This is a genomic window from Roseinatronobacter sp. S2, from assembly GCF_029581395.1.
Taxonomy (GTDB): domain Bacteria; phylum Pseudomonadota; class Alphaproteobacteria; order Rhodobacterales; family Rhodobacteraceae; genus Roseinatronobacter.
Genome location: NZ_CP121115.1, coordinates 271,575 through 290,554, shown reverse-complemented (window position 1 = coordinate 290,554; position 18,980 = coordinate 271,575). Strand labels below are relative to the sequence as shown.

Here is an 18,980-nt window from a genome sequence, read left to right as displayed (position 1 = left end):
TCGGCCCATTTGTGCACAGTTTGTCACCGAAAGGGGGCAGGCTGAAGGATGCTCAGCACTGCCCGCAATACCCTCAGGTTGTGGACCCTATGATACCTTCCAGCAGGTAATCCATCGATTCCAGTTCGGGGGCATAGTTATCCATGGTCGCTGTGATCACCAGATTGCCGCGATTGTCCTTCAGCGGGCCGACATAGACCGGCTTACCATCCTTCAGCCCCGCAATCGCGGCCTCGGCGGCCGCAATCGCTTCTGGTGTGGCACCCGCACCGAAGGCCGTGTTGCGCAGCATGTCGTTGTGATACCCGCCCGAGATCAGGTTCGGCGGTGTATCGCCCGCCGCCAGCGCCTCGGCATAGGAGGTATAGACAGTTTCCCACTTGCTTTCTGCGCCGGTGATAAAACCGTTGGGGGCCAGTGGCGACAGGTCGGCATTATGGCCACAGGTTCGCACGCCCCGCGCTTCGGCGGTTTCAATCACCACTTTGGGGCCGTCCACATGGCAGCCGATCACATCGCAGCCTGCGTCGATCAGGGCATTGGTGGCCTCTGCCTCTCGGACGGGCATGGACCATTCGCCGGTGAATATGACCCTGACGCGTGCATCTGGGTTCACCGAACGTGCGCCCAACAGGAAAGAGTTCACATTCGACAGCACAGTTTGCACCGGTTTCGCCGCGACAAAACCCAGAAGGCCCGTCGGGCTGGACAGACCCGCCGCCACACCATTCACATAATGCGCCTGATTAAGGTAGCTGAAATAGCTGCCTGCATTCGCAGGGTCGGTTTCAGGATTCCACAGCGGCGCGCAGTGGCGGAACTGCACATCGGGGTATTTTGCCGCCGTTTCAACGACAAAGGGCGAATAATACCCAAAGGACGTGGCCAGAATAAGGTTCGCCCCTTCAAGGTTGATCATGGATTCCATTGTCTGGGTGACGGCGTTGGTTTCGGCGACGTTTTCTTCCTCAACGACAGTGACACCCGGCACATCGCGCAGGATGTTCATTGCGGCGGCGTGGGACTGGTTCCAGCCGAAATCGTCGCGCGGGCCAACATAAACGGCACCGATGACCAGCGGGGTCTGGGCCAGCAAGGCCCGCGCAGGCAGCAGGGTGGCGGCAAGGGCGGCAGCGCCGGTGCGCAGGACACCACGACGCGAAAGCCGGTGAGAGGTCAGGTTAAAGGACATGTTCACTCCATCTGTTGGGTGAGGACCGTCATTCATTTGGCGGTCTTCGTAATTGTCACAGGCGGCGGTCCTCCTGATCCGCCGGTATAGGGCGGCGCGGCTACAACCGCGCGACCCGTTTTCTCGTCCTCCCACCGGCGCGAACCGGCCCTGACCCACCTGCGCTAGGCGTCGGGGTCTGATTTGGCCCTTGTGGCCAGTATCTTGTCTTTCAACGCTTTCAGAAACCAGATGTCCGCCATCTGGTCGGGCTGCACCATGTCCCAGACAACGCCACCGGGTTGGTGGCCTTTCGGGGTGGTCGGGATCGCGTCCTTTTCGGTCACGATCCAGTTCAGCAGGGAATCATGTGCCAGCACCGGCAGGCGCGCATCATCAACCACCATGCTGGAATGCACCGTGGTCACGATTGGCGTGTCGGCCGTGATCTTGCCCAGATCGCGGAACAGCCCGAGTTCCAGATCGGCGAAACCACCGCCCTTGCCCGTGCGCCCGCCTGCCCGTGTCACCGCGACACAGCCACAGATGGCCAGATCCAGCGGCTGCATATCCTCAAAACCCAGCTTTTGGCCAACGCTGACCGCGCCTTGCGATGTGGCGGCCAATTCAAACTGCACACCATCGCGTGCCAGTTTTTCGGGGTCCAGCAATACCCATGGCAATTCGCCAGACCCGAACTCTGGGACAGGCATGTAAAGCTGCTTGCCGTCATAAAGCGCGCGCAACCGCACCGGAATTTGCGGCGGGTCGGGGTTGCATTTCACCACTTTGGCGTGTTTCCAGATGTCGAGTTCCGACAGCCGTTTGGCTGCCTGCTCGGCACCCACCCAGTTGGGAATGCGACTCCAGACGGGGCCGATATTCAGGCCGCTGGCCTCCAGTCCTTCCCAGATTTCGGCGCGCAGGCGGTCTTTATCCGTGTTGCGGCCGGACCAGCGGCCCGCCTTTTCCGCTTGGGTGGATTCAAGTGTAGAGTTCAAGGTCGAATGCGACATGAGCGTCCTGGTTTGTGCATGGTCCCGTCCCCCGGGATGGGGCGACAGGCGGCCCGTTCTGGGCCTGTTTGCAAACGCTACCACGTCATTTTTTCGCCACAAGCAGGCGGTTTGTTACATTGTATATATATAAATCGTTATAGTGTGGCCGCTTTGGTCTGGGTGGTGCCCAGCGACCGTGCAACACCCGAAATCTGGCTGCGCAGCCATATATTGCGGGCGTCTGACTGCGCGCGTTCGTGCCAAAGCAGATAGAATCGCAGTGATCCGACTTCATGCGGGGCCGCGATACTGCACAGCGGCATAAGTGAACTGAAATAGCCTGAAAAACGGGCACTGGAGGTGAAAATAAGATCAGTGCCCATCAGGACATGCGGAATAAGGTTGAATTCGGCGACCATTGTATGAATATTTCGCCGCAATCCGTGCTGGGCCAGTTGCATGTCGATCGGTCCTGGGTCCGCGCGGGACAGCGCGACCGGCGCGATATGCCCCGCCGCAAGATATTCATCAATCGTCAGCCGCGCGCGTCCGGCCAGCGGGTGCTGCGCGCCCATCAGGCAAAAGATGTCTTCGGTCATCAGATGCGCGGTCTTCAGATGGCTTGGCGCACCCGGCCAGTTGCAGATCACAGCGTCCAGTTCATCACGTTCCAACGCTCCCGCATAATCAAAACCTGCATCAATGCCGCGCACGATCACGCGTGATTCGGGGGCCGCCTGCCGCAGGCGCTGGATCAGCGGCGGCAGAAAGATCGCTTCCATACAATCTGCAGAAGCGATGCGGAACGCCTTGGTTGATGTCGCGGGGTCAAAGTGGTCCGGACTGCCGATAATCTTGTCGATCCCGTCAAGGACTGCGCGGACATGGCCGCGCAGCGCAAGGCCGCGTTCGGTCAGCACCATTTTGGCACCGCTGCGCACAAGGATCGGATCGCCGATTGTGTCGCGCAGCTTGCGCAGGGTCAGGCTGACATGTGGTTGCGACTGGTCCAGAATTTTTGCAGCGCGCGTGATGCTGCATTCCTCCAGCAAGGCCTGCAATACCCGAAGCTGGCGCGTATCAATCTGCTTGCTCAACCTGTGCTCTCCTTGGTGGCGGATGATCCTTGGCCCCGGCTTTCGCGTCCGCATGCGGGTTGCGTCTGTTCTCGGTCATGCGCCACACATTGTGCGGTCAGGGCAACGATGATGCAACCAGCCCCATTTGTACGCCCCCGCGTCACAGGTCATACAGGTCAAGTTCTTCGTCAATGTCGTTGATAAGGATACTGCGCTGGCTGGCGGCATCCCCGATCTGGCCATGCAAGGCAATGGCCAGCAATCTGAGCATGCTTGTCATGGTCGCATGTGTGGGGACCTGCCCGTAAGACGCGACATGGCAAGGCAAAATGACACGCGAGAAGCGTTGCGCTTGTGGAATAAACGCATGCTCGCACAGAGTTATGATGTTCATGCGCGTTGTGCGTGCATATGTTGTCAGTGCCGAAAGTGCACGCGGTCGCGGTGGGAGCGAGCACAGGATCAGCGCATCGCGCGGGCCTGTCATGGCCAGATCTTCCGCCCATGAACCGGAATGAACGCCCAACAGATTAACATTTGGCCGCAGTTTCGACAGCATCAGCCGGGCCATGCGCGCGGGGCCTTCTTCCATACCAAACCCCAGACACCAGACACGCGGCGCATCGGCCAGAAGCTGGGCCGCGTCGCGCAGAAGATCGGGGCGCAATTCCTCGAAACTTCGGCGCAGGTTGGTAAGTTCCAGTTCCAGATGCTCGCCCAGCGTCCGGCCCAGAACGACCCTGTCATCGGTTGCGATGGAATAGGCATAAGGCTGGGTGCGGTTGCGTTCCTCGCGGGCCTGATTGCGCGCTTCGTCAAAATCAGCGTAGCCCAGCGTGCGGAAGAAACGCGCAGCCGACGCCTTGGAGACACCGGCAAGACCGGCCAGTTCCGTTGCGGTATGCGTTTCCAAAAACGCATGATTCTCAAGCAGCACTGCCGCAATTTTAGCCTCTGACGGGGTCAGGCGTGACATACGTTCCTGAATTCTAAGCGTTAGCCGTGTTGCCATACCTGCATCTCGCTTTCCCGCACAGATTTTCCTTGCGATTCTGAAACAGCAGTTTCAGTATTATGAAACAATGAAACAGGAGCGGCCCGTGTCCAAGTCCAAAATCATCCGGCAACAAATATGGTCGAAACTGCGCGATGTCGCCAGACCGGATACACGCTTTCACCTTAACTTTGCAGAAGTTATTCCCGATTTCGAAGGGTCAGAGGCCGCAACGGCAAATCTTGTTCAGCTTCCGGCCTATCAGGCAACAGAATTTGCCTTCATCACCCCGGATAATTGCCTTGTCGATCTGCGCCGACGCATGATCGCGGCGGGCAAACCTTTTGTGATGTCCACCTATGGCATTTATCGCGGCTTTTTGCTGATGGAACCGGGCATGGTGCCTGCGGGGGCCGAGCTTTACGCCGCATGGCTGGACGGGATGGAGCATTTCGCCCGCCCCATAACACTTGAAGAAATCGCGCGTCGGGGCCGGTTTGATTTCATGGTTACAGGCGCATCGGCGGTGTCGGTCGACGGGGTGCGCTTTGGCAAGGGCCACGGGTTCTTCGATCTTGAATGGGGCATGTTCACCGATCTGGGCCTTGTTGATGAAAGCACGCCGGTTGTGGCTGTCGTGCATGAATGCCAGATGGTGCAGGAAAAACTGATCCCGTCTGAAACCGATATTCTGGTGGACTGGATCGCCACGCCCGGCGGGTTGCATGAAGTGCAGCGCCGCGCAAAGCGGCCACACGGCGTCAAATGGCCCCTGCTTGACCCGCGCCAGATAAATGAGACCCCGCCCTTGCAGGAATTGCAGCGCATTCAGGGCCTTGCCTAAGCCTTCCCCCTCACCAACAGGAGAGACTGCCATGAGACTCCAGATGAACCGTCGTCACTTTCTGGGCGCAAGCGCAGGTGCGGCCGCACTGCCATTCATGCCGCGTCATGCGCGGGCAAACACCCCGTTCACCATGCAGTCGGCATGGATCAATGATGCCGAATTCGCAGGCTATTTCATTGGTCTGGATCAGGGTTATTACACTGAAGAAGGCCTTGATCTGACCTATCTGCCCGGCGGCCCCGATGTTATTCCCGAAAGTTCGATCATTGCAGGGCGTGCCGACTTGTCACTGACCACGCCGGACACAACCATCAAGGCGATTGTCGAACAGGGCGCGCCATTCAAGATCATCGGGGCGCAATACCAGAAAAACCCCATCGGCATCGTCAGCCTTGCCAAGTCCCCGATCCTGACCCCGCAAGACATGATCGGCAAGACGATTGCGGTGCCCCCCGTAAACACGATTTCGGTCGAGGCCATGCTGGCGATCAACGGGATTGATCGATCACAGGTCAATATCGTGCCCTATTCCTATGATCCCACGCCCCTTATTCGCGGGGAAATCGACGCCAGCCTGGATTTTACAACCAATGTTCCCTACACGATTGAAACCATGGGCGAAGAGGCGGTGTCGTTCCTTCTGTATGATTTCGGCTTCACGATCTATAACGACACAGTGGTCGTGACCGAAGAAACCCTGCGCACCAAACGCGCGGAACTGGTGGGCTGGCTGCGCGCGTCACGTCGCGGCTGGGTCGAGAATTTTGCGGACCCCGATCTGTGGCCACCGCGCTGGATGGACAGCTGGTTTGCCGGAACCGGGCGCAGTCTGGAGAATGAGCTGTTCTTCAACCACGCCCAGCAACCGCTGATGGAGTCGCCCGCAGGTTACATGGCAATGACCGAAGACGGGATCGACGCAAATCTTGAAGCCCTTGCGCGTGTCGGGATCAATGGAACCCGCGACATGTTCGACACCACTTTGCTAGAGGAAATCTGATGACCGCCGCGCCCGCCGGAATTTCGCTGACAGCGATCGGCAAGACCTATCGCGGGCGCGGCACGGATGTCGAGGCGCTGCGCGATGTCACGCTTAACTGTGGGCAAGGGTCTTTCACCGCCCTGATCGGGCCGTCGGGGTGTGGGAAATCCACAGCGCTGCGCATCTTGCTGGGGCTGGAACCGGCTGATTGCGGCAGTGTCACCATTGGCGGACAAAGCCCGCATCAAGCCGCTGCGGCCGGCGTGACTGGCGTTGCCTTTCAGGATTCCGCGCTTCTGCCGTGGCGCAATGTAGCCAGCAATATTGCCCTGCCGCTGGAAGTGTTGGGGCGCAATGTGGCGGGTTACCGCGATGATATTGCCCAACTGATCGCGCTGGTGGGCCTGAAAGGGTATGAGAACGCATTGCCGGGTGAATTGTCGGGTGGCATGCGCCAGCGCGTGGCGATTGCCCGCGCGCTGGTCACCCGCCCGCAAGTGCTGTTCATGGATGAACCGTTTGGCGCGCTGGACCAAATTTTGCGCCGCCAGATGAATATCGAATTGCAGCGCATCTGGGCCGAAACCGGCGCAACAACCCTGCTGGTCACGCATGGCATTGATGAAGCCGTGTTTCTGGCTGATCGCGTTGTCGTCATGCAGTCCGCACCGGGGCGTATTGCCGAAGTGATTGACATTCCTTTCCCACGTCCGCGCGGGGGGGAACTGTTCGGCCAGCCGGAATTCCATGCCCAGTGTGATCATATTGCAAAGGTGCTGCATGGGGGCTGACCTGTGGCGCCGCCACCCCGGCCTGCGCAATACGCTGGTGTTGATTGCACTTTGGGAACTGGTCGGACAGTTCAAACTGGTTGCAGGTGGGGCCTTGCCTGCCCTGAGTGCTATTTTGCTGCGCCTGTGGGTGGATTGGGCCGATTACCCCGGCCATATCTGGGCGACACTTTCAGCGTCTGCCAGCGGGTTTGTGATTGGCAATGCGCTTGCCATCACGGCGGGCATCCTGTTTGTCATCTTTCCGGTCTTGCTGCGGCTTACGCGCGGGCTGAACATCGCGATCTTTGCACTGCCGCCCATTGCCATTGCGCCGATCCTTGCGCTGACCCTGTCCGGTATGGCCCCGCGTATCACGCTGGCAGCCCTTGGCGTCTATTTCGTGACCATGAGCGCCACAGTGATCGGGCTAAGCCAGCATGACAGCCGCGCGGCAGATCTGGTGCGCGCCTATGGCGGGGGCCGGTGGCAGGTGTTGTGGCGCGTGCAGTTGCGCGGTGCGCTGCCCGCGATCCTGTCGGGGTTTCGCGTCGCGGCCCCTGCTGCCGTATTGGGGGCAATCCTTGCGGAATTCGGCGGCGGCGGGCGCTGGGGGCTGGGAACCTACCTGCTGGGATCGCTTGGTCGCGCAGAGCCAGCGCGGATATGGGGGATCGGGCTTATGGCCACCCTTATCGCGGGGCTAAGCTATATTGGCTTTGCGCTGCTGTCGGCGCGGCTTGTGGGCGCCAGTCGCGCGGTCTCCCTGAACCCCGCAGCACCGCCAGCCTTGCATCTTGACCCCGGCTCAATGTGGCAGCGCACCGCGTTGCTTCTTGGGTCCGTTGCGCTGCCATTTGCGGTGTGGTGGGCCTTTCTGCGGGTTCTGAATGTCCCTTCCATGCTGGGCAAAACCCCTTGGGATGTGATTCACTACCTGTTTCTAAGTGACACCAGCGTCACGGCCCAAAGTCGGCTGCTGGGGGCTTTGGCCGAAACCCTGCCCATTACATTCGCGGGCATGGTGCTGGGCATGGGCTTTGCCTTTGCGCTGGCCGTGTCATCGCGCATCATGCCTGAATTCACGCGTGGCTTCATGCCGATCGCCCTTATCACCCAGACCATGCCGCTTGTCGCGCTGACCCCGCTGCTGGTGTTGATACTGGGGCGCGGCACGTCGCTGACACTGTGGGTCACCATCTCGGTCACGTTCTTTCCGGCCTATGTGATGATGGCGCAGGGGCTTTCGCTTGTGCCGCGCGCAGCGGTGGAACTGCCCCGCGCCTACGGTGCAAGCGCGTGGGCCGAGTTGCGCCTTGTCGCCATCCCCGCGTCGGTTCCTTATGTCTTTGCCGCCATGCGCCTGACAGCCCCGCGCGCGCTACTGGGGGTGATGATCGCGGAATGGTTGGCTACAGGGCGCGGGCTTGGCAACCTGTTGAACCAGTCGCGCGGATATCTGGATTTCAACATGATCTGGACCGTGGCGGCAGTTTCGGTGCTGATCTCTGTCGTTTTCTATCAGGGTGTTCTGGCCGTTGAACGCCGCGTTCTGGCCCGTATGGGAATGGCTGCGACGGAATGATGGCGCAGCGGCGTCCTGCGGTGATGACGGGGCAGCCGCAAGCTGTGATCGATGCCTGATCGCTTAGAACCACACCAAGGGGCTTAAATTTCACCTGCCAGCGTATGAAAACAGCTAATCATATCCCCTGTCAGGGCATCCCGTCTGTCGGGATAGGCTGGTGAAAATAAAAGACGAAAAGCGCAGCCCCCTTCAAACATAGGGGGAGCGCGGCTGCTGTCTGTGTTACCTCCCCCGACGCGATGAAACAACGTAACGAGAGGCTCGGCACGTCTTTCGCCTGAAATATGAACTATGGGAGAGGATTCCATGACGACGTTCAAGAAGCACGCATTGATTGTGGCGATCTTTGTGGCCGCGACTACCCCCGCCATCAGCGAGGCATCCCATGCCGGTCAATTAACCTGGAACTCGGGAAGTGCCTCTGTTTCAGAGGCGCTGTGCGGATTCTCCGGTGATGATTTCATGCTGGTCCCGCGGTCCGAGGGCGTGCGGCTAAGGCTTGGCTTTAAGGGTGCAGGCACGCTTGACAGCATCGACTTCTCGGATCTCTCCAGCGTTGAACTGTCATTTACCGATGCACACATCCTTAGCGGCCAAAGATATGCCCGCTACAAATCACTGGGCGAGATGGGCGAGATTGATGCAGGTCCCGAAGGGGCCACCGGAACGCTGACCCTGCGCCCCGGATCGGCAGAGGCGCTGGACGCGCGGCCAGATGGCATGCAGATCACCTATAGTTTCGACTGCACCGGCGAAATATTCTAAGCGCCGGTCAGTGCTTTGTTAACAAGGACAGCCTGAGATGCACACCACGCCTTCACTGACATTCACTGCATTTGCGGTTTTGTTGATGACGTCCACTGTCGGCAATACGGAAACAGGCCGTATTACCGGCCAGTTTGGCAACGAGCGGCTAGAGTTGCGCATCGAAGATGGTGATCCGCTTTCTGATGTCGGCCTTGATTTTCGCCAGACCCCGGCGGGCATCGGTATTGATTTTGACCTTCTCGTTCTTACAGAAGCCAGTGATGGCTACACCGGCCTCATCCTGTTTCTGGAATTCGAGACAGAGGGGAACGCCACCCGCAATCAGGTGGATGGTGCGACGTTGAAGGCGGCAGAAATCATGATTGTGGAAGACTGGCCGCTTGATTCCGCCGACCCTGTTCGTGGCTGGGAAGCCGAACTTGATGTGACCGAAGACATCATCATTTCCGAATTCACCATCACCGACGATGTGCTGGCATTTGCCGCGCAGGTCGAAAGCGACAGATTTTGCTTATACGATGACATCAGCGGTTTCGACCCAACGCCGGTGCGCGAGGAGGGCGTGTATTTGTGCCAGAGCGGTGAAATTGCATTGCGACTGGGTGCCGCAGGCGACCGGAAATGACGTTCATCGCGGCCGTCGCCTGATATTCGTCGGACCCGCTGGCAGCCCGCCCTCCGGCGGCATTGGGGACATAAGCCAAGGGCGCACCGCGAATAGCCTGCGATTATATATCCAGACCAAGCGCGTGCGGTTTTCACCGATTGTATAGGCGTTGAAGAAGAAGGCACCACCGGGAATGCGCGGTGTCATAATCCCGCCGCGTCACCGTTCATCCAGCAAGTCATCCCAAGAGCAGGGCAGGTCAACCAGACGATCCTCGGGAATATGCACAAAGGCATGCGATAGGCATTCACGAGGCGCCGTGCGCACGCCGTCCTGTCGCACTTTCGTTTGCATGGCATCAACGCTCTCAGACTGATGCATTTACACAATCGGCGATCTGCGTTCTTGTTTGAACTTGTCACCGGATCAGAATTGACGCTGATTAAAGGGAACGCCACATCCTGGCCGATCTGACCCAGGATTTTGCCTGCGGCCATGCCGTAAGGTGCCGGGCGTTTATCCGGTTTGGTTTCAGCGCAACCACATTCCCAGAAGAATGCCTGTTTCAGGCGCGCAATGCGCCAGAAACGCGGGCCACAGACTGCCGGTCAGCGCGCGGACCCAGCCGATGACAAACCCCATGACAGCGCTGGCAAACAACCAGACAGGGTCAAAGACCAGTGCGCCGTCGGGCGACACGGAAACGCCATGCACCAGACCGAACAAAATCGTTGTCAGGACCAGCCCCCAGCCGACCTGTGCGCGCCAGATGGTCCAGCGTGGCGGAAAGGCCCTGTCGAGCAGCGCAAGCATAAAACCGCGAAACACGATCTCCTCGACAAGGTTGGGATGGGTGGTGTCGAACAAGATACGCTCAAGCGTCAGGGATGAGACACGTTCCGCGTCATAGGCGGCAGGGGACCAGTTCCCTGCGAGCAGATAACCCGCTACGACCAGAATCCCGATATTCAGAAATGCTTCCCCAAGGGTTCCCGGACGTGTCCGCCATGTCCAGCCGATCTCGCAGCGCTGGTCCCGCGACAAAAGCGCGATCAGGGCCAGACACCAGATCAGATCCAGCGTTTTGCCCTGCCAGTTCCAGTCGAACCCAGCAAAAACACCCACGCGCGGCAGGGTCAGGCTGACAAGATTAAGGGCAAATAGCGCCGCAACAATCCCCAGTGCTGCGGTCCCTACCCAGTGGTGCCGGGCCAGCGCCAGCGCTGCGAATGGTGCCCACAGCAACAGAATGATCCCGCTGATCAACAGGGCCATCTGCATCTGTGCGAAAACAGCAGCCGCCCCGCTGATTATGGCCGCGCTGGCCGTTGCGATCATCACAATGGCTATGGGAAGCGCTGCATGATGCCAATGCAGACCGGCATACGGGGGGTGTGGCGGAATGCGATCAGTCATCGGGGCGCATTTTCAATGAAACTGCCCATCTGTCTGCCTTGCGAATAGTGCCATTGGCCTGATGTTGGACCACACGGACTGAATCGTCAACTATGGACAGCATGGTTGCGCGCATCAATCCAAGGTGATTGACTTGAACCTGCGACCGTCCCGGTTGCCTACAGTGTGAGGCAGAAAATGATTGCCGGGCGGGCTTGCGCTGTGACAGGAAGAGAGGGAGACGCAAGGTATCCAGTTCCCAGCACTCAAACCTGTCCGGTCCGGAAATTATTTCAGCGATCTGTTAATTCTATCACCGGCCTCGGGTGTCAGTAGGGTAGGGAACACAGGCCTGAATTTGATGCAAAACACAAACCGCGAAACACCACATATGCGCGAAGCGCTGGAATGGCTGGTCAGGCTGCGCGACGAGCAATGCGAAGATGCTACCCGATCAGCATTCAACCGCTGGCTTCAGTCCGGGCCAGAGCATCGCGCCGCATGGGCAGAGGCAGAGGCCCTTTGGGAAAGTTTCGATCCGGTTCGTCATGAAATGGTTGCATTGCGCCAAAGGGACAAGGCGATAAACCGTCGCCATGCATTGCGCCTTCTGGCAGGTGTCGCGGTGACGGGCGCCGCCGGTTGGCATGTCACACGTCCCGAATTTCGCGCCGACAAACGGACAGCAGCAGGCGAGACCCGCAATATCACGCTGGCAGACGGGTCGCGAGTCAATCTGGGCGGCCGTTCGGCCTTTGCCCTAGATTTTTCGCCGGATTACCGCCGGCTATCCCTGCTGCGCGGAGAGGCCTATTTTTCCATTGCGCCCGATGCGCACCGCCCTTTTTCAGTGGCCGCAATGGGGGCGGAGATTGATGCAGGGGGCGCGGGTTTCAACCTACGCATCTGGTCGGACAGGGCACAGCTTGCCGTTGCAACGCATACGGTGGCCATCAGGCAGGCCAGTGGCATGCCGGTTCGCGTGAATGCAGGGTGGCAGGCCAGCTTTGACCACCGGCAGGTATTTGCGAAAACGGAAGTTGATGAAACCGAAATAGGGGCGTGGCGACGGGGACAGCTTATCTTCCGGTCTGTGCCCTTGCAGGATGTGGTTGATGAACTTGCAAGGTATCGTGGCGGGCGGATTGCGGTATTGGGCAAAGCAACTGCGCGTATTCCCATCACCGCTGTGTTCGAGGCGGATCACCCCGATGACGCGCTTAGAACCATTGCGGATTCGCTTGGCCTGACCTTGATTGATTTTCCCGCAAATGTGGCCGTTCTCTATAGTTGATAATTTTTATCAAGCTTTATAATTACCTTCCTCTTCTCGCGGGTCTGTTCATATGAGGGCGCATGAAACGCCTTCCGGGACAGATATGAACGAGGAAGGAATTAACCGGATGAAAGCCGCGACACCCAGATGCGCGCCTGCGCGCCAGATTGCCACGATTTTGCTGCTGAGCACGTCATTGACGGGATCTGTGGGCGTATCAGGCGCCTTTGCGCAAGAAACGGCAGCGACGCACAGCTATGCCATCGCACCGCAACCGCTTTCGACGGCTCTGGTGCAGTTTTCGCGGGCAAGCAACCTGCAGGTTTTCGTAGATGACCGGATCACTGCGGGTTTGCAAAGCAACGCTGTGAACGGCGCTCTCAGTGCAGATGTGGCATTGGCCAGATTGCTGTCGGGCAGTGGGCTGAATTATCGCTTCACCAATGCAAACACGGTCACCATAACGGGCGGTCCGGTCGCGACCCCGACCGATGATATAGCGCCGGATGGCACGATTCTGCTGGACCCGATTACGGTGATCGGGGGCACGGGGCAGGCGGCCGTCTATACCACACCCGGCGCGGTGGCCCACATTCCGGGCGAGCGGATTGAACGTTTCCGTGGCAGCAGCCCGGCAGATATGTTCCGAAGCACACCGGGGGTTTCCTCTGGCGAGGCCCGCAATGGTGCAGGTGCCATTGATCCAAACATCCGCGGTATGCAGGGGATGGGGCGCGTGCAGACCACTGTGGACGGCGCAGAGAATTCCTTGCTGGTCTATCAAGGGTATCAGGGGGTTTCCAACCGCAGCTATGTCGCCCCGGATTTCATAGCTGGCGTAGACATTGAAAAAGGCGCGAATATCAGTTCGTTCGGCAATGCAGGCAACATCGCCATGCGGACGGTTTCCGCCGAAGATATCGTCAGACCGGGGCGCAAGACAGGGTTTCGTTTTAATGTCGAAGCAAGCGGCAATACGTCTGACCCTGTTGCAGGCAACCGGGCTGGCATAACAGTTGCCAATCAACCGCACGAAGTGGGCACCTACACAGAATCGCCGACGGGTATGGATCGCCCGTCGGCCCTGAAGCCCACAAGCAGCTCATGGTCCATGATTGGCGCGATACAGGACCGAAATTTCGATTTTCTTGCCGGATATGCCAGACGGGAACGCGGCAATTACCATGCGGGCACCAAAGGACCCGCGGCAAGGGCCGTCTTCACCGGCCCAAGGGAGTTTTGCTATTTTGGGCGTTGCTACCCGGATATTGAGCATCTCGATTACGTCATCAATGATGGTATTGCCAACTACCGTCCGGGAGAAGAGGTGCTGAATTCGCAGTTGTCAACCGAAAGCTGGCTGCTCAAGGGCGGATTGCGCTTTGGCGATGGGCATAGCCTGAGGTTGAGCTACACAGGGTTCCGCGGAAAGAACGGTGATGTGATGGCCAGCCGCCAGTCCCTGACAACGACCAGCGCAACGCAGCGCGAAAAGATGACCGAAACGGATCTGGACAGTGTCAGCCTGCACTACAGCTGGCGCCCTGCGGAAAGCAATCTGATCGATTTTCGGGCGTCATTCTACTGGACGGGGCTGGAACAGCGGAACGCACCACGGGGCGGGGGGCGTGATCCTGTTTCGGTTGGTTTGCCTGCGGATTTCCTGCCCGGTGCCCAGACTGAAATGATGGGGGCGGAACTGTCCAACACATCGCGCCTGTTCACCGGCATGGGCAATGTCAAACTGGAATACGGCGTATCGTGGCGCATGGAAGATACGCGGCCAATTCCGGGAACGCGGGACGTGGAAACCTGGCTTGATCTGCGCGACGCCCGCCGTCACGAGGCGTTGGGATATATGCGCGCCGAATGGGAGGCGAATGACTGGCTGACAGTGACCGGCGGGCTGCGATATCAGCATTACTGGTCCAAGGACCGCAATATTGATCCCTTTCTTTATCGCGCCAGCTATACATATGGCACAAAACTTGATGGTGGCGCCTGGGGCGGCTCGTTGGGGGTGGCGGCAGATGTGACGCCAAATCTGCAAGTCTACGCAAACTACTCCAACACGGCGCGCATGCCCAACCTGTTTGAATCGTCATCGGCGTTTTCTTTCAATGTGAACCAGAACGCCCGTCCTGAACGGTCGCGGAACTGGGAGATTGGCGCGAACTATACCCATGACGGGGTGTTCACGGCAGATGACAATATTCGTGTGAAGCTGGGGTATTTCAACTCTACTGTAGATGACTATCTGGCGCGGGTCGTCACAACGCAGCCTTTCTTGATTGAGATAAACAATATCCACAAAGCCCGTTTTGCGGGCCTTGAACTGGCCACAACCTATGAAACCGGCGGGTTCACGGCAGATTTCGCGGCGAACTACTACACCAAGGTAGAATTCTGCCGCACGGCGTCCACCTGCGAGGGCAAGTCGCTTTATGGTGACTATGCGACAAATCAGGTGCCGCCGAAATACAACCTTAGTCTGTCACTTACTCAGAAGCTGATGGATGACCGGCTGACGCTTGGCGGACAGGTCACCCGTACGGGCCGTCGCGCCATCGGGCATGGGGATGTGACCGCCGCCGGTGCATCGAGCTTCATTTCGCTGGTGGATTGGGAAGCCCATACATTGGCGGATGTGTTTGTCGAATACAAGATTAGCGATTCAGTGAACGCACATTTCAGGGTCGAGAACCTGACCGATGCGTTCTACGTCGATCCGCTTAGCCTTGTGACCCAGCCGGGGCCGGGCCGCACGTTCTCCGCCGGATTGAGAATGCAATTCTGAACCGCTTTTCGGGCAGGTTCCGGCCTGCCCGATGCCCTTCATAAAGGTATACCATGTCGTATGATCCAGCGGTTCTGTCCGCATCCCCTGCCATCGTTTTGAAACCCACCCGCCCGCTGTCAGACCGCCTTCGCGCAGCGACGCACAACACACATGAGGGTGTTGACAGGTCCATCATGGCCGCGCGCCCGTTTGAGAGCGTCAGGAGTTATGGCGGCTTCCTGCGTGTTCAGCACGGGATACACCGTGAAGTGTCCGCGCTATACACACGCGCTGATCTGGCGGCATTGTTTCCCGATATGTCCCTGCACTCTCGGCTGAATGCGGTTGAACAGGACATGGCTGATTTGGGGCTTGCCTTGCCGTCATATGACACCGCGCCGGATGGGGGCGTGGCTGCTTTGCCACAAGCGCTAGGCTGGCTCTATGTTGTCGAAGGCTCCAACCTTGGTGCTGCGTTTTTGTTGAAATACGCCAAAGCAATGGGCCTGTCAGAAACCCACGGCGCCCGGCATCTGGCGGAACCCCCGGACGGGCGCGCACGGTATTGGCGGGCCTTCAAGGGGGGGCTGGACCGCATTGCACTGTGCGGGGCGGACGAACAGCATGCCATCGTCGGTGCCGAAGCAGCCTTTGGCCATGTGCGGGAACTGGTCGCACAGCACCTGACCTGATTAATGCATGTTACTTCCGGCCTGTTCGTGCGCGCGTATGGCACAGACGGACGGCCCAACCCGAAGAGAATATCCTTGTCCTACAGACTTTCGCTTTCCTTTTCCGTGGCTGCGGCACTTTGTGCGCTAAGCCTGATTCTTACCTGTCCAGCCCTGGCGCAGGAGGGGGGGACGCCCAACGCCCCGCCCGCCGGGCAGGACGAACCGCGTGCTGTGGCCCCGTCCGCGTCAGCCACCACGGACGGGGTGTCGCAAGATGATCCTGCCTTGGTTCCGTTTCCATTGGAAAGCACGACGCCGGACCCCGCGCATGCTGGCATTCCAGCGCCCGAACAGATGGTCACACAAGACCCGTTTCCCGCGCCCCTCTCTGACCCTGTGGGTGCGGTGCGCTGGTTGCTGACGCAAACGGAAAGCGAGGCGCATGATCTGTCGCCGATTGGTATGTATCGCGGGTCCGATATCGTGGTGAAGCTGGTGATGCTGGGGCTGGTTTTCGCTTCACTGGTGACATGGACCGTCTGGCTGGCAAAAACGCTGGAGCTTTGGGGGATGCGGGCACGGGCGCGGTCTGCGCTGAAGGTGCTGGCGCGATCAACCACCCTGAACGAGGCGCAGAACCGGCTGAAGGCGGGGCGCGGCATCGTCGGGCATATGCTGGCCGAGACAGTGCAAGAGGTAGAACAGTCGCTGCCCGCCCTGAATCATGCAGGCGGAGCGGGGCTGAAAGAGCGTGTTGCCGCAGCCCTAAGCCGGAGTGAGGCGCAGTCAGCACGGCGCATGGCGCGCGGCACCGGCGTTCTGGCAACCATCGGTTCAACCGCGCCTTTTGTCGGGCTTTTCGGGACAGTCTGGGGGATTATGAACAGTTTCATCTCAATCGCCGAAAGCAACACCACCAATCTAGCCGTCGTCGCCCCGGGGATTGCCGAGGCGCTTCTGGCAACAGCACTTGGGTTGGTTGCAGCGATCCCGGCGGTGGTGGTTTACAACATGTTTGCGCGTTCTATCGCGGGCTACCGGTTGCTTATTGGCGACGCGGGTGAGCGGATCGCGCGGCTGGTCAGCCGCGATCTGGACCGTCGGGCGGTGCCAGAACCGGTCGTAGCGCAGGCGGGGGGCTGAGGCGTGGCTGGTGGAATCAGGGAAAGCGCCGATGATCTGGCAGAGAATGCAGAAATCAACGTCACGCCCTTCATTGATGTGATGCTGGTGCTACTGATCATTTTCATGGTGGCCGCACCCTTGTCGACCGTGGATGTCGCAGTGGATTTGCCGGGATCGACGGCACAACCCGCCGAACGCCCCGACGAGCCGCTGTATCTGACGGTGCAGGCGGATCTGTCGCTGCATCTGGGCGATGCGGCGGTTGCGCATGACGCGCTTGCGGCAACGGTAGATCGCATCACTGGCGGCAATCGCGACACAAGGATATTCCTGCGCGCAGACAAAAGCGTGGATTACGGCGCATTCATGGAGGTTATGAATCTGTTGCGCGGTGCAGGTTACCTGAAAATCGCGCTGGTCGGGTTGGAACAGTTGGCACAGGCGGCGGAGGAAACCGGTGAATGAACGACGGCGGGTCCGATGGCTGGGCGACGGGCTGCTATGGACCGGCGCGGCCCTGGCTGTCATGTCTGCCCATGCTGGCGCAGTCATCTGGGCAACGCGCGCGCCGCCCATAGTTGCCGCTGATAGCCCGCCCCCTGCGATCATGATCGAACTGGCCCCGATGCCCGAGGCGACGGAAACGCAGGAAACAGTGCTTTCCCGGGACATGCAGGACGCACAGGCCAGTGTCGCCACGCAGGCCGTAGCGACACCCGAACCCGAACGCGAACCCGTAGAAGAAGAAGAAGTGGAAGAAGAAATAGCCGAAGACCCGCAGCCTGAAGAGGTGACGCATGAAGCAGAGGTGGTGTTGTCCGTGTCCCCGCGCCCCAGACCGCGCCCGCAACAGGTTGCGGTGACACAAACCGCACGGCAGAATCCGCAACGTGACCCTGCGCCGCCCGCGCCGCAGCAGACAGCGGCCTCTCAATCGGCAGTCAGGGCGCAGAACCAGCAGGCGCAACACTCCACCCGCAATGCCGCCCGACAATCTGCGCAAGGGGCGGGCCGCAGCATCAGCCCCGCGCAATGGCAATCGCGGTTGCTGGCCCATCTGGAACGCCATAAACCCCGTTCGCGCGGGGAACAGGGGCAGGCCCATGTCACCTTTCAGATTGATGCGGCAGGAAATGTCTCGACTATCCGGCTGTCACGTTCATCCGGCCGCGCCGATGTCGATCAGGCCGCAACAGACCTTGTGCGTCGCGCATCCCCTGTTCCCGCGCCGCCCCCCGGTGTGCATGGCACCATCACCGTGCCGGTCATGTTTTCAAGGCGGTAAGCGTGGCGCGGCATGCGCGCCTGCCAGCGCAGATGCGACAGAATTCACCGCATTGCGTTGCGCAAATCCGCAAGCGCATTCACGATCTGAACCATCACGGTATTGCGTGAAATTCCCAGTCGGGCCGCGATCTGATTATAGGTGAGTTCCTCAAATCGATGCAGAATGAAAATCTCGCGGCGGCGGGGTGGCAATGCCATGATTGCTTTCAGGGTATTTGCAAGCGTCTGGCGGGCAATCAGCGCCACCTCGGTCGATGGGCGTTCATCGCTCATCGTCTCCAGCATCTCGTTCTCGCAGGGTACCTCTACGCCTTGCCGCAAATGACGCATGTGGTTCAAGGCAAGGTTGCGGGCAATCCGCGTCAGATAGGCTTCATACGATCTGATGTCGTGATCTGTATTTCCGGCAATCAACCGCAGGAAGGCATCCTGCACCAGTTCCTCGGCGGTGGCACGGTTGCCCGTCAAGCGCATGACAAGTCTTCGCAAGCGCCCACGCTCGGCGATGTATATCTTATCGATCTGAGAGGTTTTGATCATTATTCCAGCCAGCAGGAAAAAGGAAACTAGCTGGCTGTCAGAACAACATGGCTAAGAATTAGATACCGTGGACGACAGCTATTGGCAAGATTGTCCCGGA

18 protein-coding genes are annotated in these 18,980 nt (G+C 59.2%); 12 read left to right on the top strand and 6 right to left on the bottom strand.

Going from position 1 to position 18,980, the window contains the following annotated elements; genetic code table 11:
• Nucleotides 1-73 precede the first annotated feature (73 nt).
• The 4 genes from P8S53_RS18160 to P8S53_RS18145 all read right to left on the bottom strand — a co-directional run bounded on the left by P8S53_RS18160 (nt 74) and on the right by P8S53_RS18145 (nt 4,260).
• Nucleotides 74-1,192 carry a BMP family ABC transporter substrate-binding protein gene (locus tag P8S53_RS18160; RefSeq protein ID WP_277807244.1) on the bottom strand — a complete coding sequence of 373 codons (1,119 nt, stop codon included), beginning with the start codon at nt 1,190-1,192 and terminating at the stop codon, nt 74-76.
• Nucleotides 1,193-1,356: 164 nt separating this feature from the next.
• On the bottom strand, nt 1,357-2,187 hold the full coding sequence (locus tag P8S53_RS18155; protein ID WP_277807243.1) for a 5-formyltetrahydrofolate cyclo-ligase: 831 nt from the start codon (nt 2,185-2,187) through the stop codon (nt 1,357-1,359).
• 137 nt (nt 2,188-2,324) lie between these two features.
• The gene (locus P8S53_RS18150; RefSeq protein WP_277807242.1) at nt 2,325-3,266 is read right to left on the bottom strand and encodes a LysR family transcriptional regulator; all 942 of its coding nucleotides are present in this window, start codon (nt 3,264-3,266) and stop codon (nt 2,325-2,327) included.
• Between the two features lie 142 nt (nt 3,267-3,408).
• The gene (locus P8S53_RS18145; protein WP_277807241.1) at nt 3,409-4,260 is read right to left on the bottom strand and encodes a MurR/RpiR family transcriptional regulator; all 852 of its coding nucleotides are present in this window, start codon (nt 4,258-4,260) and stop codon (nt 3,409-3,411) included.
• An 88-nt stretch (nt 4,261-4,348) separates the two neighbouring features.
• Here P8S53_RS18145 and P8S53_RS18140 point away from each other — a divergent pair, with 88 nt between their 5' ends.
• The 6 genes from P8S53_RS18140 to P8S53_RS18115 all read left to right on the top strand — a co-directional run bounded on the left by P8S53_RS18140 (nt 4,349) and on the right by P8S53_RS18115 (nt 9,822).
• Nucleotides 4,349-5,086, top strand: coding sequence for a 5-formyltetrahydrofolate cyclo-ligase (locus P8S53_RS18140; RefSeq protein ID WP_277807240.1), 738 nt, complete (start codon nt 4,349-4,351; stop codon nt 5,084-5,086).
• A 31-nt stretch (nt 5,087-5,117) separates the two neighbouring features.
• On the top strand, nt 5,118-6,089 hold the full coding sequence (locus P8S53_RS18135; RefSeq protein ID WP_277807239.1) for an ABC transporter substrate-binding protein: 972 nt from the start codon (nt 5,118-5,120) through the stop codon (nt 6,087-6,089).
• Nucleotides 6,089-6,862, top strand: a complete 774-nt coding sequence (locus P8S53_RS18130; RefSeq protein ID WP_277807238.1) for an ABC transporter ATP-binding protein — start codon at nt 6,089-6,091, stop codon at nt 6,860-6,862. The genes P8S53_RS18135 and P8S53_RS18130 overlap by 1 nt, the downstream gene beginning before the upstream one ends.
• Nucleotides 6,852-8,426, top strand: coding sequence for an ABC transporter permease (locus P8S53_RS18125; protein WP_277807237.1), 1,575 nt, complete (start codon nt 6,852-6,854; stop codon nt 8,424-8,426). The genes P8S53_RS18130 and P8S53_RS18125 overlap by 11 nt, the downstream gene beginning before the upstream one ends.
• Before the next feature lie 309 nt (nt 8,427-8,735).
• Nucleotides 8,736-9,194, top strand: coding sequence for a hypothetical protein (locus P8S53_RS18120; RefSeq protein WP_277807236.1), 459 nt, complete (start codon nt 8,736-8,738; stop codon nt 9,192-9,194).
• Between the two features lie 37 nt (nt 9,195-9,231).
• Entirely contained in the window at nt 9,232-9,822 is a 591-nt protein-coding gene (locus tag P8S53_RS18115) for a hypothetical protein (RefSeq protein ID WP_277807235.1), read from the top strand.
• A gap of 513 nt (nt 9,823-10,335) precedes the next feature.
• Here P8S53_RS18115 and P8S53_RS18110 read toward each other — a convergent pair.
• Nucleotides 10,336-11,220: a CPBP family intramembrane glutamic endopeptidase gene (locus P8S53_RS18110; RefSeq protein WP_277807234.1), complete on the bottom strand. Its 885-nt coding sequence runs from the start codon at nt 11,218-11,220 to the stop codon at nt 10,336-10,338.
• A gap of 340 nt (nt 11,221-11,560) precedes the next feature.
• Here P8S53_RS18110 and P8S53_RS18105 point away from each other — a divergent pair, with 340 nt between their 5' ends.
• The 6 genes from P8S53_RS18105 (at nt 11,561) to P8S53_RS18080 (ending at nt 18,338) form a co-directional block, all read left to right on the top strand.
• Nucleotides 11,561-12,493 (top strand): FecR domain-containing protein, encoded by a 933-nt coding sequence (locus P8S53_RS18105; RefSeq protein ID WP_277807233.1) that lies wholly within the window; start codon nt 11,561-11,563, stop codon nt 12,491-12,493.
• 85 nt (nt 12,494-12,578) lie between these two features.
• The gene (locus P8S53_RS18100; protein ID WP_277807232.1) at nt 12,579-15,272 is read left to right on the top strand and encodes a TonB-dependent receptor; all 2,694 of its coding nucleotides are present in this window, start codon (nt 12,579-12,581) and stop codon (nt 15,270-15,272) included.
• Nucleotides 15,273-15,325: 53 nt separating this feature from the next.
• The gene (locus P8S53_RS18095) at nt 15,326-15,946 is read left to right on the top strand and encodes a biliverdin-producing heme oxygenase (RefSeq protein ID WP_277807231.1); all 621 of its coding nucleotides are present in this window, start codon (nt 15,326-15,328) and stop codon (nt 15,944-15,946) included.
• 75 nt (nt 15,947-16,021) lie between these two features.
• Entirely contained in the window at nt 16,022-17,071 is a 1,050-nt protein-coding gene (gene exbB, locus P8S53_RS18090; RefSeq protein WP_277807230.1) for a tonB-system energizer ExbB, read from the top strand.
• A gap of 3 nt (nt 17,072-17,074) precedes the next feature.
• On the top strand, nt 17,075-17,518 hold the full coding sequence (gene exbD, locus P8S53_RS18085) for a TonB system transport protein ExbD (protein ID WP_277807229.1): 444 nt from the start codon (nt 17,075-17,077) through the stop codon (nt 17,516-17,518).
• Nucleotides 17,511-18,338 carry an energy transducer TonB gene (locus P8S53_RS18080; RefSeq protein WP_277807228.1) on the top strand — a complete coding sequence of 276 codons (828 nt, stop codon included), beginning with the start codon at nt 17,511-17,513 and terminating at the stop codon, nt 18,336-18,338. The genes exbD and P8S53_RS18080 overlap by 8 nt, the downstream gene beginning before the upstream one ends.
• 44 nt (nt 18,339-18,382) lie before the next feature.
• Here the strand turns inward: P8S53_RS18080 and P8S53_RS18075 are convergent, their stop codons facing one another.
• A complete protein-coding gene (locus P8S53_RS18075) occupies nt 18,383-18,880 on the bottom strand; it encodes an RNA polymerase sigma factor (RefSeq protein WP_277807227.1) in 498 nt (165 codons plus the stop codon).
• Nucleotides 18,881-18,980 lie beyond the last annotated feature (100 nt).